The sequence below is a fragment of the Pseudomonas sp. GW460-12-10-14-TSB1 genome (assembly GCF_017349775.1).
In the GTDB taxonomy this organism is placed as follows: Bacteria; Pseudomonadota; Gammaproteobacteria; order Pseudomonadales; family Pseudomonadaceae; genus Aquipseudomonas; species Aquipseudomonas piscium.
On record NZ_JACNAC010000003.1, the window covers coordinates 147,594 to 162,971 of the forward strand.

Sequence of the window (15,378 nt, forward strand, 5' to 3'; positions counted from 1 at the left end):
AGCCCGCTCACTCCTCCGCCCCCAGTAACCGGTACCCCACGCCGGCCTCGGTCACGATAAAGCGTGGCCGGGTCGGATCGTCCGCCAGCTTCTGCCGCAGATGGCCAACCACGATACGCAGGTAGTGACTGTCCTCGGTGTGCGTCGGCCCCCAGATATCCTTGAGCAGTTGCTGCTGGGTGATCACCCGGCCCGGGTGCCGCGCCAGTTGCGCCAGCACGGCGTATTCCTTGCGCGTCAGCGCCACTTCGGCACCGTCGAGCAATACCCGGCGATACGCCAGGTCCACCGTCAGCGGGCCGAAATTCAAGGCTGCTTCCTGCGCTTCGCCGACAGGCGCCTGGCGCAACAAGGCACGAATACGCGCCAGGAATTCCTGGATGCCAAAGGGCTTGGTCACATAGTCGTTGGCGCCACCGTCCAGCGCTTCGACCTTCTGCCCTTCGCTGGCCCGCACCGACAACACCAGCACAGGTACGCCCGACCACTCTCGGAACTCGCGCAGCACCTGCTGGCCGTCCATGTCCGGCAGGCCAAGGTCGAGAACCAGCAGGTCCGGCTTGTTCAGCGCCGCCTGGGCCAGGCCTTCGTTGCCGGTGCCGGCTTCAAGCACTTTGTAGCCCTGGGACGCCAGGCTGATGCGCAGGAACTTACGGATCTGCGGTTCGTCATCGATGACCAGGATGGTCGCGGTCTGGCTCATGGTTTTGGTTCAAGGCAAATAAGTGGCGCAAGAGTAGCGCAGGCGTCGCTGTAGATTGTAAAGAACATGGGCGGCCCTCCTGGCCTCATTGGGTTGACGCTTTTTACCGGCACTCAGGCCTCTCCTTCAAGCTCGGGTTGCGCCTGCAACGGCAAGCACAAGGTGATGCAAGTACCACGCCCCTCAATCCCCTCGCCCACCGTGATACGCCCACCATGGGCACCGACCATGCCCTGACAGATCGCCAGCCCCAGGCCGGTCCCCTGCCCGCCACGATCGCCCCGTGCGGCGGTGTAGAACATGTCGAAAATCCGCGGTCGATCCTCCACCGGAATCCCCGGCCCTTCATCGCTCACGGCAAACAACAGCTCGGTATCGCGGGTCCCGACACTCAGTTGCAAGCGGCCGTTAGCCGGTGAAAAGCGCGCGGCGTTTTCCAGGACATTGATCAGCGCCTGTTCGATCAGCGCCGCATGCACGAAAAGCAACGGCAGCTCGGCCGGCAGTTCGGTGCTGACCCGCAGCGGCGCCAGCACCACCCGCAGGCGATTCAGCGCACTGCCAACGATATCGGCCGGCGCCACCCAGTCCCGCGCCAGCTTCAATGACCCATGCCCGAGACGAGTCATGTCCAGCAGATTCTGAATGTAGCGATCCAGACGCTCGGCCTCATCGCGCGTACCTTCGAGCAGTTCGCGACGGTCTTCCAGCGGGATCGCCTCCCCCAGCGCCAGCAGGCTGTCGATGCTGCCGCGCATCGAAGTCAACGGCGTGCGCAGGTCATGGGATACCGAGGCCAGCAGCGCGCTGCGCAATTGCTCGGTCTCGCCGTGCAGGCGCGCGGCTTCCAGATCCTCAGCCAACTGTGCCCGGGCCAAGGCCTGGGCCAGGGGCTGGCTCAAGGCGCTCAACAGGCGACGACGCTGGGCGTTGAGTTCCTCACCTTCTTTCGGACAGACCCCAAGCAACCCCAGCGGGCCCTCATCAACGGATAACGGCCACCACCACCAACGTCCGAAAGGCAGGGTTCCGGTGCCCATCCCGGCCGGTTGGTCGTGTTGCCAAGCCCAGTCGGCGGCAGCGCGCTCGGACTCGGAAAACTGCAAAGGCCCACCCGTCTCGACCTTCCAGCCGCCCTGCCCGTCGCGATTGAGCAGGCACAGCTGCAGCTCCTTCCAGCCATTGAGATGCTGCGCCGCGGCACTGACCACCGCCTGCCGGTCGGTAGCGGCGGTGAGTTTGCGCGACAGGTCCAGCAGCTCGCTGGTTTCTTCCTGGGTGTCGCGCAATGCCTGCAACTGCCGACGCTGGCGCGCCGCCAGGTTGCCGGTCAGGGCCGCCATCAGCAGGAAAAACAGTAGCGTCAGCACGTCTTCCTCACGCTGGATGGCGAAGGAAAACGTCGGCGGAATAAACAGGAAATCGTATGTCAGGAACGACAAGGCCGCGCACACCAGCGCCGGCCCGAGACTGCTGCGCACCGCCACCAGCAGCACCGCGGCGAGGAACACCAGGGAGATATTCGGCAGCGCCAGCACACTCGCCACCGCCCACGACAGCCCCGACGCCAGGAGCGTCGCCAGCACAGCCAGGGCGTAGTCGAACCAGACCAGCGAACGTTCCACCCGCAGGCGCGGCTGGCCGGGTTCATCCTCGCTGTCGAGCACGTTGATTTCCAGACCCTGGGCGTTGCGCAGCAGGCGCGCCGCCAGACCGCCGCCGAACAAACGGCGGCGCAGGCGTTTGCGTGACTGCCCCACCAGCACCAGGCTGGCGCGCCGCTCCGCGGCATGCTGGATCAGGGTTTTCGCCACCTCGCCGGCCCGCAGCAGGACCACCTCGCCACCCAGACGCTCGGCCAGTTGCTGGGCGCTTTGCAGGCGCTGGCGGGATTGCTCGTCGGGAGCGCGGCCGTTATCCACATGCACCAGGCTCCAGGGCAGATGGCGCCGCCTGGCGACATGGCTGGCATGGCGCACCAGGCGCTCGGCCTGGGCGTCGCCGTCGACCCCCACTAGCAAGCGCCCGCGCACCGCCGGCGCGGCCTGCCCGAGCTTGCGATAACCCTGGGCCAGATCGTCGTCGACCTGCGCCGCCGCGGCCTGCATCGCCAGCTCGCGCAGCGCCGTGAGGTTGGTCTGGGTGAAGAATGCATCGATCGCCGCCCGGGCCTGCTCTGGCACATACACCTTGCCTTCGCGCAAGCGTTCCAGCAGCTCTCGCGGTGGCAGGTCCACCAGCAGCAATTCGTAGGCTTCCTGAAGCACCCAGTCGGGCAGGGTCTCGCGGACCTGTACGCCGGTAATGCCGCGAATCTGATCGTTGAGACTTTCCAGATGCTGCACGTTGACCGTGGTGAAGACGTCGATACCGGCCGCCAGCAGCTCCTGAACATCCTGCCAGCGCTTGGCGTGCCGGCTGCCTGGGGCGTTGGTGTGGGCCAGTTCGTCCACCAGTACCAACTTGGGTTTGGCCTTGAGCAGAGCGTCGAGGTCCATCTCTTCGAGCATCACCCCGCGGTACTCGGAACGCACCAGCGGCTGTTGCGGCAAGCCGCCGAGCAGGGCTTCGGTTTCCGCCCGGCCATGGGTTTCCACCACCCCGGCCAGGACCTTCACCCCCTGGCGCAATTGCGTGTGCGCCGCCTGCAGCATGGCGTAGGTCTTGCCGACGCCTGGCGCGGCGCCGAGAAAGACCTTGAGCCGGCCACGGCCGTCGTGGGACAGATCGGCTAACAGGGCATCGGCGCGGCCGGAATCACTCATGCATTTTTCTCTCTGGACTCAAATCATCGACATACAGACTTGTAGCAGTTGGCTACAGGGCGAGCTTTTCCAGCGCCATGTTCAAGGCCAGCACATTCACCACCGGCGGGCCGACCAGAGGCTGCTCGACATGAGCATCCACCAGTTGCTGCAGCGTGGCGACCGGCAGGTTGCGTGCCGCGGCTACGCGCGCCAGTTGATAGTTAATCGCCGCCGGTGGCAAGTGCGGATCCAGGCCGCTGCCCGAAGTCGTCAGCAACGCCAGCGGTACCGGCCCTTGCCCTGGCACTGCCAGCTTGTTGGCGTCGTCGATCACGCGAGTGGCCAGGGCCGGGTTGCTCGGCGCCAGGTTGCTCGCACTGCTGGACACCGTGGCAAAGGCCCCGGCCGATGGACGCGGGTGGAACCAGCTGTCGCCGCTGAAATCCTGGGCGATCAGGGCAGAACCACGGACCTGGCCCACGCCATCGAGCACCAGGCTGCCATTGGCCTGTTTCGGAAACGCCACCTGGGCCACGCCGGTGACCACCAGCGGATAGGCCACGCCAGTGATCAGGGTCATCAACACAATCAGGCTCAGGGCCGGACGCAATACAGTGGACATCATCAAATCCTCGATTCGGTTAACAAGCTCACCCCAAACGCTGTAGGAGCCGGCCTGCCGGCGATGCTTCAGTGACACCGCCTCGCCAGCAGGCTCGCCCCTCCAGGGATGGGGTTACACCAAGTGCAAAGCGGTCAGCAGCATGTCGATCAGCTTGATGCCCAGGAACGGCACCAGGATCCCGCCCAGGCCATAGATCAGCAGGTTACGGCGCAGCAGATGGGCCGCGCTGGCCGCCTGCACCCGTACCCCGCGCAGGGCCAACGGAATCAGCACGACGATGATCAGGGCGTTGAACACGATCGCCGAAAGGATCGCGCTCTGTGGGCTGCTCAGTTGCATGACGTTGAGCACGCCGAGCTGTGGATAAATCGCCGCGAACAGCGCCGGCAGGATCGCGAAGTACTTGGCTATGTCGTTGGCAATGGAAAAGGTGGTCAGGGCGCCACGGGTCACCAGCAGTTCCTTGCCGATCTGCACCACGTCCAGCAGCTTGGTCGGATCGCTGTCGAGGTCGACCATGTTCGCCGCTTCGCGCGCCGCCTGGGTGCCATCGTTCATAGCCATGCCGACGTCAGCCTGGGCCAGCGCCGGGGCGTCATTGGCGCCGTCGCCGCACATGGCGACCAGGCGGCCGTCGTTCTGCTCGTGGCGAATGCGCGCCAGCTTTTTCTCCGGCGTGGCTTCGGCCAGCACGTCATCCACCCCGGCCTCCGCGGCAATGGCGGCGGCGGTCAGCGGGTTGTCGCCGGTCACCATCACGGTGCGGATCCCCAGCTTGCGCAGCTCGGCGAAACGCTCGCGGATACCGGGCTTGACCACGTCCTTGAGATGAATGGCGCCCAGCAGCTTGCCCTCGGCGCACACCAGCAACGGCGTGCCGCCACTCTGGGCGATCTTGTCGATCTCCCGGGACAGCGCCGGGGCTAGGTCGCCACGTTGCAGACCGACGAAGGCCAGTACCGAATCCACCGCGCCCTTGCGATAGACCCGCCCCTGATAGTCGACACCGGACAGCCGGGTTTCAGCACTGAAGGGCACGGCAGTCAGCATTTCGGCGCCCGGCTCGGGCTGTGGATAAAGCCCACGCAGGTACTCGACGATGGATTTGCCTTCCGCCGTGTCGTCCGCCAGCGAGGCCAGCAAGGTGGCCTCGGCCATTTCCTGGTGGTTGACCCCAGGCGCCGAGTGGATGGCCGCGCAGCGACGGTTACCGAAGGTGATGGTGCCGGTCTTGTCCAGCAGCAGGACATGCACGTCACCCGCCGCTTCCACCGCACGACCGGATTTGGCGATCACGTTCAGCCGCACCAGACGGTCCATCCCGGCGATCCCGATGGCCGACAGCAAGCCACCGATGGTGGTCGGAATCAGGGTCACCAGCAACGCCACCAAGAACACCAGCGGCAGGCTGCCATTGGCAAAATGGGCGAACGGCTGCAGGGTCACGACCACGATCAGGAAGATCAGGGTCAGGCCGATCAGCAGGATATCCAGGGCCACTTCGTTCGGGGTCTTCTGGCGCTTGGCGCCTTCCACCAGGGCGATCATGCGATCGAGGGTCGACTCGCCCGGGTTGCTGGTAATACGCACCAGCAACCAGTCGGACACCAGGCGGGTATTGCCGGTCACGGCCGAGCGATCACCGCCGGACTCGCGAATGACCGGTGCCGACTCGCCAGTGATCGCCGCTTCGTTGACCGCGGCAATACCTTCGATGACTTCACCGTCACCGGGGATCATTTCCCCGGCTTCGACACGTACCACATCGCCTTTACGCAGATTGGCGGCAGGGATCACCTGGAAGCTGCCATTGGCCTTCTTCAGGCGTGCACTCAGGCCTTCGCTGCCGGCCTTGAGGCTGTCGGCGCGGGCCTTGCCACGACCTTCGGCGAGGGCCTCGGCGAAGTTGGCGAACAGCACGGTGAACCATAGCCACAGGGCGATCTGCGCGGCGACGAAGGTTGGCACCGCGGTATTGGGCACCAGGCACAGTACCGTGGTCAGGATCGCGGTCAGTTCGACCACCAGCATCACCGGCGAACGTTGCAGCTGACGCGGGTCGAGCTTGACGAAGGCCTGTACCAGCGCCGGACGCCACAGGGCTGCGATCGAGGTTTTCTGTTGTTCGGCAGCAGTGTGTTTCGAGGCCACGGCTTTAGCGCCGGGCATTTCAGTTACAGCCTTCTTGGAGGCAGGAACAGGCATATTCATCATTAAGTCCTCAGCCCTTCATTCCAAAGGCAGCCAAGCTCAAATGTTCGGCAATCGGGCCCAGTGCCAGGGTCGGCAAAAAGGTCAGCCCGCCCACCAGCAAAATGGTCATGGTCAGCAGCGTGACGAACAGCGGGCCATGGGTCGGGAAGCTGTTCTGGCCGATCGGCGCGGTCTTTTTCAGCGCCAGGCTGCCGGCCAGGGCCAGCACCGGCAAGATGTAGCCGAAGCGGCCGATCAACATGCCCAGGCCCAGCATCAGGTTGTGGAACGATGTATTGGCGCCCAGGCCGGCAAAGGCCGAACCGTTGTTGGCGCTGGCCGAGGTGTAGGCGTACAGCAACTGGCTGAAACCATGGGCGCCAGGGTTGCTCACCGCTGCCACCGGCCCCGGCAGGCTCGCGGCGATGGCGCTCAGTACCAGCACGCCGACCGGCATCACCATCAGCGTCACCACCAACAACTGCACTTCCTTGGCCTGCAGCTTCTTGCCCAGGTATTCCGGGGTGCGCCCAATCATCAGGCCGGCGAGGAACACCGCGATCAGCACGTTCAGCAACATGCCGTAGAGGCCCGCGCCGACACCGCCGAAGATCACTTCGCCGACCATCATGTTGATCAGCGCAACCATGCCGCTCAGCGGGCTGAGGCTGTCATGCATGCCGTTGACCGAACCGTTGGAGGCCGCGGTGGTGGTCACCGACCAGAGCACCGTTGCGGTGGTACCGAAGCGCGCTTCCTTACCCTCCAGCGGCGCGGTCTGTTCGACCGCGACATTGTTCAGGGTCGGGTTGGGCTGGTACTCGGCCCACAGCGAAGTCGCGCCGCCGATCAGGAACAGCGCCAGCATGCAGGCGATGATCGCCCGGCTCTGGCGCAGGTCCTTGACGTAGTGGCCGAAGGTGAACACCAGGGCCACCGGGATCAGGATGATCGAGGCCACCTCGAACAGGTTGCTCCAGGCTGTCGGGTTCTCGAACGGATGCGCCGAGTTGACGCCGAAGAAGCCCCCGCCATTGGTACCCAGTTGCTTGATGGCGATCTGGCTGGCGGCCGGGCCCAGTGGAATCACCTGATCGACGCCTTGCAGAGTCACGGCGTGAACATACTGGGCGAAGGTTTGTGGTACGCCCTGCCAGACCAGGAACAATGCCAACAGCAGGCACAGCGGCAGCAGGCCGTAGAGGGTGGCACGGGTCATGTCGACCCAGAAGTTGCCCAGGGTCCGCGCCGAACGACGGCCGATGCCGCGGCACAGGGCAACCAGCACGGCCAGGCCGGTGGCGGCGCTGACAAAGTTCTGCACGGTCAGGCCGATCATCTGGCTCAGATAGCTCAGGGAGGCTTCACCGCTGTAGGACTGCCAGTTGGTGTTGGTCATGAAGCTGACCGCGGTGTTGAACGCCAGCGTCCACTCCTGTCCCGGCAGGTTCTGCGGGTTGAGCGGCAGATGGTCCTGGAACAGCAGAATCGTGAACAGCAACAGGAAGCCGGCCAGGTTGAACGCAAGCAAGGCCAGGGTGTATTTCTGCCAGCTCTGTTCGCTTTGCGCATCGACGCCCGAGAGCCGGTAACAGGCGCGCTCCACCGGCCCCAACAGCGGCGTCAGCCAGGTGCGCTGGCCCTCCATCACCTTGTAGTAGAACCGCCCCAGGAAAGGCGCGGGCAGCACCACCAGGGCAAAGAAGCCGAGGATCAGCCAATAGTCATAACTGTGCATAGCCGCTCCTAGTTCCGATCCGCGCGCAACAGCGCAACCAGCAGATAAATGAACAGCCCCACTGCCAGCAGCAGGGACACCCCGTCCAGAACGCTCATGGAATCTCTCCGTCGTACGGCAATCGCCGCGTGTGGGGCATTGTCCGCAGGGAGGCTGTAAAGGAACGAGATCGAGGGTGTGGGCGGTGCATAAAGAAAGCGTAAAGAATGGCTTTACGCGGGATTTACAGCGGCAATCGGCGCGGCCCGGGAGGGGGCAGGCAGCCATCGCGAGCCGCTCTGCTGCTGCAACGGGAGACACGATGCAGGAGAAACATGCCTGCCGCCGCCCTCCTCTGTTGCACGGCTGTGCACCAATCCAGACGCCTTCAGCCCTGAAACAACTGGCAACATCCTCGATACGACAGCTTTTGGCGCTTTACGACGCCCGTTTTCGCTCTGGCATGAGCGCTGCAATGAGCAGCCCGAGCATTTCATTCCGGGAGCCACGCATGAACACACAACTCAAACCAACGCTGGGCACGCTGCATTTATGGGGAATCGCGGTCGGGCTGGTGATCTCCGGGGAATACTTCGGCTGGAGTTACGGCTGGGGTGTCGCCGGCACCCTGGGCTTTTTGTTGACCTCGCTGATGGTCGCGGCCATGTACAGCTGTTTCATCTTCAGCTTCACCGAGCTGACCACCGCCATTCCCCATGCCGGCGGGCCCTTTGCCTACAGCCGCCGGGCCTTCGGTGAAAAAGGCGGGCTGATAGCCGGGCTGGCGACCCTGATCGAATTCGTCTTCGCGCCACCGGCCATCGCCCTGGCGATCGGCGCCTACCTGAATGTGCAGTTCCCGGCCCTGGACCCGAAACATGCAGCCGTTGGCGCCTATATCCTGTTCATGGGGCTGAACATTCTCGGGGTCAAACTCGCTGCCACCTTCGAGTTGGTGGTCTGCGTGCTGGCGGTGGCGGAACTGCTGGTATTCATGGGCGTGGTCGCACCGGCCTTCAGCTTCAGCAACTTCGCCCTCAACGGCTGGGCCGGTTCGGACACCTTCGGCGCACCGGCGATTGCCGGGATGTTCGCGGCGATTCCGTTCGCCATCTGGTTCTTCCTCGCCATCGAAGGCGCGGCCATGGCCGCCGAGGAAGCCAAGGACCCGAAACGCACCATCCCCAAGGCCTACATCAGCGGCATTCTGACCCTGGTCCTGCTGGCCATGGGCGTGATGTTCTTCGCCGGCGGCGTGGGCGACTGGCGCACCCTGTCGAACATCAACGACCCGCTGCCCCAGGCCATGAAAGCCGTGGTCGGGGACAACTCCGGCTGGCTGCACATGCTGGTGTGGATCGGCCTGTTCGGCCTGGTGGCGAGCTTCCACGGCATCATTCTCGGCTACTCGCGGCAGTTCTTCGCCCTCGCCCGCGCCGGCTACCTGCCGGCGTCCCTGGCCAAGCTGTCGCGCTTCCAGACGCCGCACCGCGCCATCATCGCCGGCGGCCTGATCGGCATCACCGCCATCTACAGCGATGGCCTGATCAACCTGGGCGGCATGACCCTGACCGCGGCGATGATCACCATGGCCGTATTCGGCGCCATCGTGATGTACATCATGAGCATGCTCAGCCTGTTCAAACTGCGCAAAGTCGAGCCGCACCTGGAACGCACCTTCCGCGCCCCGGGCTACCCGCTGGTCCCCGCCATCGCCCTGGCGCTGGCCGTGGTCTGCCTGGTGGCCATGGCCTGGTTCAACAGCCTGATCGGCCTGATCTTCCTCGGTTTCATGGCGGCCGGTTTCGTCTACTTCCAACTGACCGCGCAACTGCGCGCCAATGCCCCGGCGGATGCGATGCTGACCGGGCTCTGAGTGGGTAGCATGCCTCTGTAATTGGATTGCGTAGCCGCACGGAAGATTGATGCAAGAGAGGTTACCGGGGCAGATCAGGCCTACAATGGAACCACTGCGAAACGCTGTAACTCGAAGTGGTATGGCAGCTTGACGGGTGAGACTCCTCACCCGCCGTATGCCCTCAAGGAGAGCCCTATGCCCTGGTATGCCTGGTTGATTCTGATCGTTGCAATCGGCTCGATCGTTGGCGGTTTGATGATGTTGCGCGACACCGCCAACAAGGTGGAACTGACCGAGGAGCAACGCAAGCGCGTTGCTGAACGCAACGCGGAAGCGGACGCCAAGGACGCGCAGGACCGCTGACTGGATAACCCGATCGAACAGCCCCGCCATTCACACAATGGCGGGGCTTTTTATTTCCTCAGCGGCATTATTTCTCCCAGGCAGCCTTGGCGATCTGCAGGCCGTGCAGGCCTTTGTAGGCAGCACGCTCTGGCTGGCTCCAGCCTTCGAGCAATGCTTCGTCGAGCCGATAGATCTCCACGCCCAAGGGCCGACAGACGCTGAGCGGGTCCTGGGCCTCCGGCCCCCACATGGGCAGCGACAGATCGCCGCCCGGGCAGGTCGACAACGCGCACAACAGATCGATTTCGGCAAAGAACTCCAGGTAATCGCCCTTCTGCGCAGGACAGGCCTTCATGAAATACATGTCATCATGATTGAGCCCGGTGCACTGGAAGATGTTCAGCACGTCATGCACATCGAACTCGGTCAGCCCATGGGGCAGGACCGCGCGCGTCAGATTGGAATGGCAATGATGATGGAAGTCCTCCCCGGTGAGCATGCGGTTCACATAGGGGTCACAGCGCGTGCCGAGCAGGTCGTGCAAACGCCCGCCATGCTCGTCGATGCCATAACCGGCAAGGCTGTCATCGGTAATGGTCACCAGTGGCCGCAGGAACGGCAGGTTCGACCACAGCCGGTCATGGGTACTGACATGCGCGCCCTGCAACTGCCGGGTACGCGCCGCCCACAAACGCTCCCGCGGGTCGTTGGCATTCCAGACGTTGAAGTCCCCGACCTGCGGGCCGGCCGGCGTGGTCACCCGGAACACATGCCCGGCCGGCACATGCCAGGCGCGCCCGGTGCGGATCGGCACCTCGAATTGCTCGATCAAGATGCGTTGCTCCTTGCTGTCGCGGACCCGCTCATAAAAGACCGTGTCCACCTGTAGGGCCGAGCCTTTGCTGACCTGATAAGCCGCGGGATAGTCCTTGTACATGGTTGAAACCCTCGATCAGTGGCGGGAAGAGTGGCTGAGAATGTCGAGCAATAGCCGTTCGGAGTCGTCCAGGTAAATCGCCAAGGTCTCGCCGGCGGCCTGCTTGTCGCCATCGGCGAGCAAGTCATGGATCTGCCGGTCCCGGGCCAGCCAGGGCGACTGGAAACGCTGCTCGTCAGGGGCGGCACAGAACACCAGGCGCAGCTGCGCCACGACGTTGGTGAAAAACTCGTCGAACAAGGGGCTGCGCATCAGCCCGACGATGTGTTGATGAAAGGCCAGGCTGTGAGTACCCACCGAGCGCCAGTCCTCACGCTCACGAGCGAGTTCGCTGGCCTCGATAGCCTCGAGCATTCGATCGGACTGGTATTCGCGCAGCGGTTTGCTGGAGGCGATGGCCTGCAACTCCAGGGTACGGCGTACCTGAAACAGGTCACGCACCTCATCGATCCCCAGTCTGCGCACCGTGACGCCTTTATTGCGTGCGTAGCGGGTCAAGCCTTCCTGCCCCAGACGATGCAAGGCCTCGCGAATGGTATTGCGCGAAGCGTTGTAGGCGGACACCAGATCGTTTTCCACTAGCGCCATGCCCGGCAGCAAGCGCCCGCCGATGATATCGGCGCGCAATTCGAGGGTTATCTGATCAGCCAGGGACAATACGTTGCTCATAAATATCGCCTTGCGATTGTTGAACAATCCATGGATATCTAATAATCACAATTCATGCCAACTGATACTTGACTCACTGACAAATCATGACTTTCTAGTCATTCAGTGGGGAAAATGAGGTTTCTGGGGTTAAAAGTGCAATCCCCCTCCCATCAACCTTGGGTAAGATGACTCCCTAGCTGTGGAGACTTCCCCCGATGCGTTACTCGCAAGACCATAAAGCCCAAACCCATCAACGCATCATCAAGGAAGCCGCCGAGCGCTTTCGACGCGACGGCATCGGCGCGACAGGCCTGCAACCGCTGATGAAAGCCCTGGGTCTGACCCATGGCGGTTTCTACTCGCATTTCAAATCCAAGGACGATCTGGTCGAAAAAGCCCTGCAGGCCGCGGCCGCAGAACTCGATGCACACTGCGCCACGCTGTTTGCCCAGGAACGGCCACTGCCGGCCTTTATCGACAGCTACCTGTCCGAGAGGCATCAGACCTGCCCCGGTCAAGGTTGCCCGCTGCCCACCATGTCTTCGGAACTGGGCCTGCGTGGGCAAGCCAGCCCCACCACCGATGCAGTGCTCAATACCCGACTTGCGCAGGTAGAAGCAAATCTCGAGGGAGAAAATACCGCCGACCAAAGCCTGGTGATCATGTCGACCCTGGTCGGGGCTCTGGTGTTATCACGCAGTGTCGAGAACCCAGACCTGGCCAAACGGATACTGGATGTAACACGCGAGCATCTGAAAAAGCAGGATGGGCAGGCGGAGTGATCCGCACCACCCTCCGGCCTCGATACGCTTATTTGTAGCGAGCAGCCGCGCTGCTTTTCGACAGGTTCGGCGCCAGGGCAAAACGCGCAGCTACAAAGGCATCCCAATCAGCCGAGTCGGGTAGCGAGGGGATGGTGATCAACTCACCCTGATCAAAACCAGCCAGAGCCGCATCCACCATCTCGGGGGCATCCATGATCATCTCGGCTGGAATTCCCTGGGCATCGATGCCCGAGCGCTCCCAGATCTCGGTGCGGGTCACCCCTGGCAATACCGCCTGGACCTGCACGCCTTTACCGTCCAATTCCGCAGCGAGCGACTGAGTCAGGCTCAGGACATAGGCCTTGGTCGCACTGTAGGTCGCATTAAAACGCTCGGGAATCAGCGCCACCACCGAAGCGATATTGATGATCGCCCCTCTTCCAGCCGCCGAAAAGCTGGTGGCGGCCGCAGCAGCCAGACGAGTGACCGCGACCACATTAAGCTGGATCATCGCCTCCAACTGATCCGCATCGGCAACGGCCAGGCTTCCGTCAGCAGCAATACCGGCATTGTTCAGCAACAGACTGATGCTCGAGTCGGAGCGCAAACGCTGCTCGATCCTCAGCACATCGGCCTTGAGTGTCAGATCGGCCTTCAACACTTCAACCTGCACCTTGTGCTCGGCCCGCAGCCGGATAGCCGCGGTTTGCAGGCGCTGCTCATCTCGCGCAACCAGCAACAGATCGTAACCACGAGCGGCCAGCCGCTCGGCGTAAACCGCACCGATACCAGATGAAGCACCGGTGACAAGTGCCAGCCCCTTGGGTGAAATCGAGTTCATAACGGCTCTCCAGAAAAGTGCTTGAGAAGTGAAAGACAAGGAATTGATGCGCTGCTTGGGAAGCGATTTGATTATAGTCATAATTCAATAAAATATTACGATCATAATTCTATCGAGGCGATAGACAACATTGAATGGCGTAACCTTGCTTATTGTGATCTGCGCACTAAGGTCCCGAAAAACACAAGGCCGATCAGTGATCGGCCTTGTGCATGAATTGAAGCCTCAGTTGACCTTCAATTTTTCACGGTTGCTTTCCAGGATCGCCTTGCCGATTCCCTTGACCTCGAGCAGTTCGTCCACTGACGAGAAAGCTCCATTAGCTTCACGATATGCAACAATTGCCTTGGCTTTTACTTCACCTACCCCCAACAGTTCACGCTGCAACGTAGCAGCGTCAGCCCTGTTGATATCGACCATGGTAGTTTGTGGGGCAGCTACCGCAGTCACGGCTGGCACCGTGCTTGCCGTCTCTTGTTTCGACGCGGGAGCAGCAATTACGCTGATAGAGGCGCTTGTCAGCAGGGCAAAAAGCAAGGAATAGAAATAGTTTGTACGCATAAGTGACACTCCATGACACCGTTGATAAAGATGCAGCTTTTCCGAAGCTGCCTCTCAAACGTAGGCCATGGTGATGCACTGTCAAAAATGGATTGATTGCAGTTTATGTAATAGTGCCGCCCTCATCACTCTGCTCGGCGCTCCGACTCACCGGCCCGATACTTCACAGCTAAAATGAGCAACGGTACATAGGCCACGATCACCCCCAATCCTCCGTCTAGCTTCTGCATGGCAACAAACAGACCTATGGGTAACAGCCAGAGAAGGTTGATCAATGCGACGCCCAAGGTAACCGGGAAATGACTTCCCAGTTGGCGTGAAGCGAACTGATAACCATGGCTGCGATGAGCTTCATAGATGCGCTCTCCACGTAAAAAACGCCGGATCAAGGTAAAAGTCGCATCAACGATGAACACCCCGAGCAAAATGCACCATACCCACAGGAAATCGGCGTTTCTCCAGGCGGCCTGCAGTGAAAGAATACCCAGCACAATACCCAGGAAACCGCTGCCGATATCACCCATGAAGATTTTCGCCGGCGGAAAATTCCAGTACAGGAAACCCAGTGTCGAGGTGGCGAGCAGCAAGGGCGGCCAGATCAGATCGTCATATCCCGACAGCCAATAGATCAGGCAAATACTCAGGCAGGATGTCACGGCTTCGACACTGGCAATTCCATCGATGCCATCCATGAAGTTGTAGAGGTTCAACATCCAGACCAGATACACCACAGCCAATGCATGCCCGATCCAGCCAAGCTCCAGCGTCATGCCGAACACCTCAAGCGCCGGCAACCCTCCCAGCCAGAACAAGGCCCAGAGACTACCTGCAAAATGTCCGAGCAAACGCCAGCGGGCCGCAATGGGCCGATGATCGTCAATAAATCCAAGCAAGGCGATACCAGCACCCGCGCCTGAGAGGCTCCAGACCAGGTTCGGGCCGATAGCTCCAAGCATGCCGGCCAAGGGCAAGGCAATAAGGAAAGTCAGGACGATACCTACCCCGCCACTACGCGGTGTAGGAATGGAGTGGGAGCTGCGTGCGTTCGGAATCTCCATCAGCCTGTGAGCCAGCGCATAACGAAGAAAAGCTCCAGTCACCCCCAGCGAGAGGGTCGCCATGATCGGTAGCGGCCACAAAAGCCCTATCCAGGGAAACCATAAGTCAGACGATGCTTGAAAGCTCAAGGTGTCGACTCCAACGGCATGTCGTGGCAGCAAAGTCTGGAACCAGACTGCAGTCCCGGCTGACCACTTCAATATGTTTTTTATTTTTGTAGTTGCAGAGCAGAACGTTTTTACCGACGGGTCAAGGCAGTGCCGCCCCCATAGTGTCCACTCTGTGTAAGTACAACAAGAACGCAGGTAATGCTTAACAAGTGTAATCGCCCCTCAGCACCAAACAGCAAGTTCATGGCGACCGAGGGGCTAATGATG

At 61.8% G+C, this 15,378-nt stretch carries 14 protein-coding genes; 3 read left to right on the forward strand and 11 right to left on the reverse strand.

Annotation, left to right across the window (positions count from 1 at the left end):
• Nucleotides 1-7 precede the first annotated feature (7 nt).
• From J4D52_RS03355 to kdpF, 6 genes are all read right to left on the reverse strand, one after another.
• On the reverse strand, nucleotides 8-703 hold the full coding sequence (locus tag J4D52_RS03355; RefSeq protein WP_016704350.1) for a response regulator: 696 nt from the start codon (nucleotides 701-703) through the stop codon (nucleotides 8-10).
• 113 nt (nucleotides 704-816) lie between these two features.
• Nucleotides 817-3,468, reverse strand: a complete 2,652-nt coding sequence (locus tag J4D52_RS03360) for a sensor histidine kinase KdpD (RefSeq protein WP_063432578.1) — start codon at nucleotides 3,466-3,468, stop codon at nucleotides 817-819.
• Nucleotides 3,469-3,520: 52 nt separating this feature from the next.
• A complete protein-coding gene (gene kdpC / locus J4D52_RS03365) occupies nucleotides 3,521-4,072 on the reverse strand; it encodes a potassium-transporting ATPase subunit KdpC (protein ID WP_023966324.1) in 552 nt (183 codons plus the stop codon).
• Between the two features lie 114 nt (nucleotides 4,073-4,186).
• Nucleotides 4,187-6,286: a potassium-transporting ATPase subunit KdpB gene (gene kdpB / locus J4D52_RS03370; RefSeq protein WP_025805516.1), complete on the reverse strand. Its 2,100-nt coding sequence runs from the start codon at nucleotides 6,284-6,286 to the stop codon at nucleotides 4,187-4,189.
• A gap of 10 nt (nucleotides 6,287-6,296) precedes the next feature.
• Nucleotides 6,297-8,006, reverse strand: coding sequence for a potassium-transporting ATPase subunit KdpA (gene kdpA, locus J4D52_RS03375; RefSeq protein ID WP_102676611.1), 1,710 nt, complete (start codon nucleotides 8,004-8,006; stop codon nucleotides 6,297-6,299).
• An 8-nt stretch (nucleotides 8,007-8,014) separates the two neighbouring features.
• Nucleotides 8,015-8,104: a K(+)-transporting ATPase subunit F gene (gene kdpF / locus J4D52_RS03380; protein WP_007899818.1), complete on the reverse strand. Its 90-nt coding sequence runs from the start codon at nucleotides 8,102-8,104 to the stop codon at nucleotides 8,015-8,017.
• A gap of 392 nt (nucleotides 8,105-8,496) precedes the next feature.
• On the opposite strand from kdpF, the gene eat reads away from it, so the two are divergent.
• Nucleotides 8,497-9,861: an ethanolamine permease gene (gene eat / locus J4D52_RS03385; RefSeq protein ID WP_102676610.1), complete on the forward strand. Its 1,365-nt coding sequence runs from the start codon at nucleotides 8,497-8,499 to the stop codon at nucleotides 9,859-9,861.
• A gap of 177 nt (nucleotides 9,862-10,038) precedes the next feature.
• Nucleotides 10,039-10,206 (forward strand): DUF2897 family protein, encoded by a 168-nt coding sequence (locus J4D52_RS03390; RefSeq protein WP_008006000.1) that lies wholly within the window; start codon nucleotides 10,039-10,041, stop codon nucleotides 10,204-10,206.
• A 67-nt stretch (nucleotides 10,207-10,273) separates the two neighbouring features.
• Here the strand turns inward: J4D52_RS03390 and J4D52_RS03395 are convergent, their stop codons facing one another.
• Nucleotides 10,274-11,125 carry a DUF1989 domain-containing protein gene (locus J4D52_RS03395; protein ID WP_102676609.1) on the reverse strand — a complete coding sequence of 284 codons (852 nt, stop codon included), beginning with the start codon at nucleotides 11,123-11,125 and terminating at the stop codon, nucleotides 10,274-10,276.
• A gap of 15 nt (nucleotides 11,126-11,140) precedes the next feature.
• The gene (locus J4D52_RS03400; RefSeq protein WP_025805520.1) at nucleotides 11,141-11,794 is read right to left on the reverse strand and encodes a GntR family transcriptional regulator; all 654 of its coding nucleotides are present in this window, start codon (nucleotides 11,792-11,794) and stop codon (nucleotides 11,141-11,143) included.
• A gap of 197 nt (nucleotides 11,795-11,991) precedes the next feature.
• Here J4D52_RS03400 and J4D52_RS03405 point away from each other — a divergent pair, with 197 nt between their 5' ends.
• Nucleotides 11,992-12,558 (forward strand): TetR/AcrR family transcriptional regulator, encoded by a 567-nt coding sequence (locus J4D52_RS03405; RefSeq protein WP_102676608.1) that lies wholly within the window; start codon nucleotides 11,992-11,994, stop codon nucleotides 12,556-12,558.
• Between the two features lie 28 nt (nucleotides 12,559-12,586).
• Here the strand turns inward: J4D52_RS03405 and J4D52_RS03410 are convergent, their stop codons facing one another.
• The 3 genes from J4D52_RS03410 to J4D52_RS03420 form a co-directional block, all read right to left on the reverse strand.
• Entirely contained in the window at nucleotides 12,587-13,381 is a 795-nt protein-coding gene (locus J4D52_RS03410; protein WP_102676607.1) for an SDR family oxidoreductase, read from the reverse strand.
• A gap of 225 nt (nucleotides 13,382-13,606) precedes the next feature.
• The gene (locus tag J4D52_RS03415; protein WP_102676606.1) at nucleotides 13,607-13,942 is read right to left on the reverse strand and encodes a ComEA family DNA-binding protein; all 336 of its coding nucleotides are present in this window, start codon (nucleotides 13,940-13,942) and stop codon (nucleotides 13,607-13,609) included.
• Nucleotides 13,943-14,067: 125 nt separating this feature from the next.
• A complete protein-coding gene (locus J4D52_RS03420) occupies nucleotides 14,068-15,063 on the reverse strand; it encodes a glycosyltransferase family 4 protein (protein ID WP_219736162.1) in 996 nt (331 codons plus the stop codon).
• Nucleotides 15,064-15,378: the final 315 nt, after the last annotated feature.

What these genes read in the sequence shown, in the direction of transcription:
- J4D52_RS03360 (WP_063432578.1), bottom strand. Translation starts at nt 3,468, where the DNA reads ATGAGTGATTCCGGCCGCGCCGATGCCCTGTTAGCCGATCTGTCCCAC.
- kdpF (WP_007899818.1), bottom strand. Translation starts at nt 8,104, where the DNA reads ATGAGCGTTCTGGACGGGGTGTCCCTGCTGCTGGCAGTGGGGCTGTTC.
- kdpB (WP_025805516.1), bottom strand. Translation starts at nt 6,286, where the DNA reads ATGAATATGCCTGTTCCTGCCTCCAAGAAGGCTGTAACTGAAATGCCC.
- J4D52_RS03355 (WP_016704350.1), bottom strand. Translation starts at nt 703, where the DNA reads ATGAGCCAGACCGCGACCATCCTGGTCATCGATGACGAACCGCAGATC.
- J4D52_RS03420 (WP_219736162.1), bottom strand. Translation starts at nt 15,063, where the DNA reads ATGGCGACCCTCTCGCTGGGGGTGACTGGAGCTTTTCTTCGTTATGCG.
- J4D52_RS03415 (WP_102676606.1), bottom strand. Translation starts at nt 13,942, where the DNA reads ATGCGTACAAACTATTTCTATTCCTTGCTTTTTGCCCTGCTGACAAGC.
- eat (WP_102676610.1), top strand. Translation starts at nt 8,497, where the DNA reads ATGAACACACAACTCAAACCAACGCTGGGCACGCTGCATTTATGGGGA.
- J4D52_RS03410 (WP_102676607.1), bottom strand. Translation starts at nt 13,381, where the DNA reads ATGAACTCGATTTCACCCAAGGGGCTGGCACTTGTCACCGGTGCTTCA.
- J4D52_RS03405 (WP_102676608.1), top strand. Translation starts at nt 11,992, where the DNA reads ATGCGTTACTCGCAAGACCATAAAGCCCAAACCCATCAACGCATCATC.
- J4D52_RS03395 (WP_102676609.1), bottom strand. Translation starts at nt 11,125, where the DNA reads ATGTACAAGGACTATCCCGCGGCTTATCAGGTCAGCAAAGGCTCGGCC.
- J4D52_RS03400 (WP_025805520.1), bottom strand. Translation starts at nt 11,794, where the DNA reads ATGAGCAACGTATTGTCCCTGGCTGATCAGATAACCCTCGAATTGCGC.
- kdpC (WP_023966324.1), bottom strand. Translation starts at nt 4,072, where the DNA reads ATGTCCACTGTATTGCGTCCGGCCCTGAGCCTGATTGTGTTGATGACC.
- J4D52_RS03390 (WP_008006000.1), top strand. Translation starts at nt 10,039, where the DNA reads ATGCCCTGGTATGCCTGGTTGATTCTGATCGTTGCAATCGGCTCGATC.
- kdpA (WP_102676611.1), bottom strand. Translation starts at nt 8,006, where the DNA reads ATGCACAGTTATGACTATTGGCTGATCCTCGGCTTCTTTGCCCTGGTG.